Source organism: Pseudomonas sp. NBRC 111139 (assembly GCF_001753955.1).
Classification (GTDB): domain Bacteria; phylum Pseudomonadota; class Gammaproteobacteria; order Pseudomonadales; family Pseudomonadaceae; genus Aquipseudomonas; species Aquipseudomonas alloputida.
Window position 1 is genome coordinate 1 of the sequence record NZ_BCBP01000130.1, and the last position, 4311, is coordinate 4311.

General features: G+C 62.6%; 3 protein-coding genes. All 3 read right to left on the bottom strand.

Annotation, left to right across the window (positions count from 1 at the left end):
* Positions 1 to 144 precede the first annotated feature (144 nt).
* Positions 145 to 1698 (bottom strand): galactarate dehydratase, encoded by a 1554-nt coding sequence (garD, locus tag BJQ17_RS29285; protein WP_070096975.1) that lies wholly within the window; start codon positions 1696 to 1698, stop codon positions 145 to 147.
* A gap of 77 nt (positions 1699 to 1775) precedes the next feature.
* Positions 1776 to 3140, bottom strand: coding sequence for an MFS transporter (locus BJQ17_RS29290; RefSeq protein ID WP_003247701.1), 1365 nt, complete (start codon positions 3138 to 3140; stop codon positions 1776 to 1778).
* Between the two features lie 105 nt (positions 3141 to 3245).
* Positions 3246 to 4157, bottom strand: a complete 912-nt coding sequence (gene kdgD / locus BJQ17_RS29295) for a 5-dehydro-4-deoxyglucarate dehydratase (RefSeq protein WP_003247703.1) — start codon at positions 4155 to 4157, stop codon at positions 3246 to 3248.
* Positions 4158 to 4311: the final 154 nt, after the last annotated feature.

The following is a 4311-nucleotide window of genomic DNA, read 5'->3' on the forward strand; positions in this document are numbered from 1 at the left end:
GTGCTGGCGTCCAGGCTCTGCAGACGCTGAGGGCCAGCGGCACTGCGCTGACCGGCGATGAAGTTATGGCCGAGGATTTCAGGCATGGGGTGCTCCTGTGGGCTTGAGGTTGGAGTGTGTGAATGCGTGGTCAAGGCTGCGGCATCAGGTAATGGGCGCCGGGTTGAACAGGGTGATGTCGTTGTGCAGCCGGTGTTGTTCAGCCCAGGTCTGCTTGCGGCCACTGGCCACGTCCAGGTAGTAATGGAACAGCTCCCAACCCAGCTCCTCGATGGTCGAGCGACCACTGGCGATGCGGCCGGCGTCGATGTCGATCAGGTCGGGCCAGCGCTGGGCCAGTTCGCTGCGGGTACACACCTTGACCACCGGCGCCATGGCCAGGCCATACGGGGTGCCACGGCCGGTAGTGAAGACGTGCAGGTTCATGCCGGCCGCCAGTTGCAAGGTGCCACAGACAAAGTCGCTGGCCGGGGTGGCGCAGAAAATCAGGCCTTTGCGGTTGACCCGCTGGCCTGGGCCGAGCACACCCTGTATAGCGCCGCTGCCTGACTTGACGATCGAACCCAGCGATTTCTCGACGATGTTCGACAGCCCGCCTTTCTTGTTGCCCGGCGTGGTGTTGGCGCTGCGGTCGGCGGCGCCTTGCTGCAGGTAGCGGTCGTACCAGTCCATTTCGCGCACCAGCGCGTCGGCAACGTCCTGGTTTTCCGCGCGCGAGGTCAGCATGTAGATCGCGTCGCGCACCTCGGTCACTTCAGAGAACAGCACGGTGGCGCCAGCGCGGACCAGCAGGTCGGCGGCATAGCCCAGTGCCGGGTTGGCGGTGATGCCCGAGAAGGCGTCGCTGCCACCGCATTGCATACCGAGGATCAGTTCGCTGGCCGGGACCGTTTCGCGGCGGCGCTGGTCGAGCTTCTTCAGGCGGGTTTCGGCCAGGTCCATGATCTGCTCGATCATTTCAACAAAGCCAAGGCTGGCATCTTGCAGGCGGTACAGCCATGGGTCGCTGAGGTCCACCGAGGGGTCGTTGTCGTGCATCACCTGGCTGGCTTGCAGTTTTTCACAGCCCAGGCTGATCACCAGTGCCTCGCCGCCCAGGTTGGGGTTGCGCGCCAGGTTGCGCACGGTGCGGATCGGGATGTAAGCGTCGCGGGCGTTGATTGCCACACCGCAGCCGTAGCTGTGGGTAATGGCTACCACGTCATCGACGTTGGGGTATTTGGGCAGTAGTTCGTTGCGAATGCGCTTGACTGCATGTTCCAGCACGCCGGTCACGCACTGCACGGTGGTGGTGATGCCGAGGATATTGCGGGTGCCGACAGTGCCGTCGGCGTTGCGATAGCCCTCGAAGGTGAAGCCCTCCAGCGGCGGCAGCGGTTGTGGCACTGCATCGCAGCGCGGCAGGCTGTCCAGGTCCGGGGCGGCCGGCATGGCCAGCTGGCTTTCCTGAACCCAGCTGCCTTGGCGCAGGTCTTCCAGCGCGTAGCCGATGATTTGCCCGTAGCGGCGCACGGGCTCGCCCTTGGCGATGGCCACGGTGGCCACCTTGTGGCTTTGCGGCACGCCTTCGATCAGGGTCAGGCCGTCGGCGAAGCGGGCGCCTTCGCCCAAGCCGCCGTCGTTGACAACGACCACGACGTTGTCGTCGTCGTGCAGGCGGACGTAGCGGGGCGAGTCGGAATGTTCGATCAACTGCATGTTTGGGCCCTACTTGTCAGGTTCTCAGGCTTTTGTACATCCGCCCATGCCGGGTGACACGGCGCGGGCGTGTTTTTTCAGTGACGGGAGCTGGCCAGTTCGCCGTCGGTGGCAGGCTCAGCGTGTGGCTTCGGGGCAGCATCACGCAATTCGATACGCTTGATGGGGCCGACGATAACCAGATAGCTGAATACCGCGACCAGCGCGTTGGCACCCACGTACACAAGCGCCCACTTGAACGAGCCGGTGGCGCTGATGATGTAGCCGATCACGATAGGGGTGGTGATCGACGCGATGTTGCCGAAGGTGTTGAACAGGCCACCGGACAGCCCGGCAATCTGCTTGGGTGAAGTGTCCGCGACCACCGCCCAGCCCAGTGCGCCAATGCCCTTGCCGAAAAACGCCAGCGTCATGAAGCCAACCACCATCCACTCGGCATCGACGTAGTTGCAGAACACCATGGTGGTGGACAGCAGCAGGCCACAGACAATCGGCAGTTTGCGCGAAAAGGTCAGCGAGTTGCCGCGGCGCAGCAGCCAGTCGGAGATCACGCCACCCAGGACGCCGCCGATAAAACCACACACCGCCGGCAGCGAGGCGATGAAGCCGGCCTTGAGAATGGTCATGCCACGTTCCTGCACCAGGTACACCGGGAACCAGGTGAGGAAGAAGTAGGTGATGGCGTTGATGCAGTACTGGCCTAGGTATACGCCCAGCAGCATGCGGCTGGTCAGCAACTGCTTGATGTAACCCCATTTCGGGCCGTCGCTGCCGCGCTTCTGGTCCATGTCGACCAGGCCGCCGTTCTGCTCGATGTGCTCGAGTTCGCTTTGGCTGATGCGCGGGTGTTGGCGCGGATTGTAGATGGTCTTCAGCCACACCATCGAGAAGATGATGCCCAGCACACCCATGACCACGAAGACGTGCTCCCAGCCGAAGCTGAACACGATCCAGCCCATGATCGGGGCGAACAGTGCAGTGGCGAAATACTGCGCCGAGTTGAAGATGGCCGACGCCGTGCCGCGTTCCTGGGTCGGGAACCATGCGGCGACGATGCGCGCGTTACCCGGGAATGACGGGGCTTCGGCGAAACCGACCAGGAAGCGCAGGGTGAAGAGGGTGACCACGGCCCAGGCAACCGGCAGGCCACCGACAAAACCCTGCAGCAGGGTGAACAGCGACCAGGTGAAGATGCTGAAGGCGTAGACGTTCTTGGAACCGAAGCGATCGAGCAGCCAGCCACCAGGAATCTGGCCAGCCACGTAAGCCCATCCGAAGGCGGAAAAGATATAACCGAGGGTTACGGCGTCAATGCCGAGGTCTTTCTGCAGGCTGGAGCCTGCGATAGCAATGGTCGCGCGGTCGGCATAGTTGATCGTGGTCACCAGAAACAGCATGAACAGGATCAGGTAGCGCACATGCGTTTTCTTAGTCGCTTGCATGCTGGCAAAACTCCCACTAGTTATTTTTGTGCGGGCTCACGAATTGTAACCGGAGTGGGGGTAGGCCCACTCCGGGTGCGGCATCTGGCAGGCCGCGGGCAGCGCTTACTGCGGGCCCATCTTGTCCATCAGCGCGGCGAGCATTTCGTACTCTTCGGCGGTGAGGTCGGTCAGCGGAGTGCGCACCGGGCCAGCGTCGTAACCGGCAATTCTGGCGCCGGCCTTGACGATGCTCACGGCGTAGCCGGCCTTGCGGTTGCGGATGTCCAGGTAGGGCAGGAAGAAATCGTCGATCAGCTTGGCCACGGCGGCGTGGTCGTCACGGGCGATGGCGTTGTAGAAGTCCATGGCGGTTTTCGGCACGAAGTTGAACACCGCGGAGGAGTAAACCGGTACGCCCAGGGCCTTGTAGGCGGCAGCATACACTTCGGCGGTCGGCAGGCCACCCAGGTAGCTGAAGCGCTCGCCCAGGCGACGACGGATCGACACCATCAGTTCGATATCACCCAGGCCGTCCTTGTAGCCGATCAGGTTCGGGCAGCGCTCGGCCAGTTTTTCCAGCAGGTCGGCGTTCAGGCGGCAGACGTTGCGGTTGTACACCACCACCCCGATGTTTACCGATTTGCACACCGCTTCGACGTGGGCGGCGACGCCGTCCTGGCTGGCTTCGGTCAGGTAGTGCGGCAGCAACAGCAGGCCCTTGGCACCCAGGCGCTCGGCTTCCTGAGCGTATTCGATGGCCTGACGGGTAGAGCCACCGACACCGGCGAGGATCGGCACCGAAGTGGCGCAGGTGTCGACCGCGGTCTTGATCACCTGGCTGTATTCGCTGGCGGCCAGGGAGAAGAATTCACCGGTACCGCCAGCGGCGAACAGCGCGCTGGCGCCGTAGGGGGCCAGCCACTCAAGGCGCTTGATGTAGCCAGCCGGGTTGAAGTCGCCCTGGGCATTGAAGTCGGTGACCGGGAAAGACAGCAGGCCGTGGGAGAGGATGGATTTAAGTTCTTGTGGATTCATTGTTGTTGGCATCCTGTGGCGCTTGGGTGAGGGGTGTTGTTTTGCGTTGGAGGTAAGTTATCGTACAACTTGCGCGATGACTAGTCCTTTTTCAGAGTTTTGTGTTCTCGCCAGGGTGGCCGTCTGGATAGGTGTGTTGTGGCGCAGATCGAGC

What these genes read in the sequence shown, in the direction of transcription:
- BJQ17_RS29290 (WP_003247701.1), bottom strand. Translation starts at nt 3,140, where the DNA reads ATGCAAGCGACTAAGAAAACGCATGTGCGCTACCTGATCCTGTTCATG.
- kdgD (WP_003247703.1), bottom strand. Translation starts at nt 4,157, where the DNA reads ATGAATCCACAAGAACTTAAATCCATCCTCTCCCACGGCCTGCTGTCT.
- garD (WP_070096975.1), bottom strand. Translation starts at nt 1,698, where the DNA reads ATGCAGTTGATCGAACATTCCGACTCGCCCCGCTACGTCCGCCTGCAC.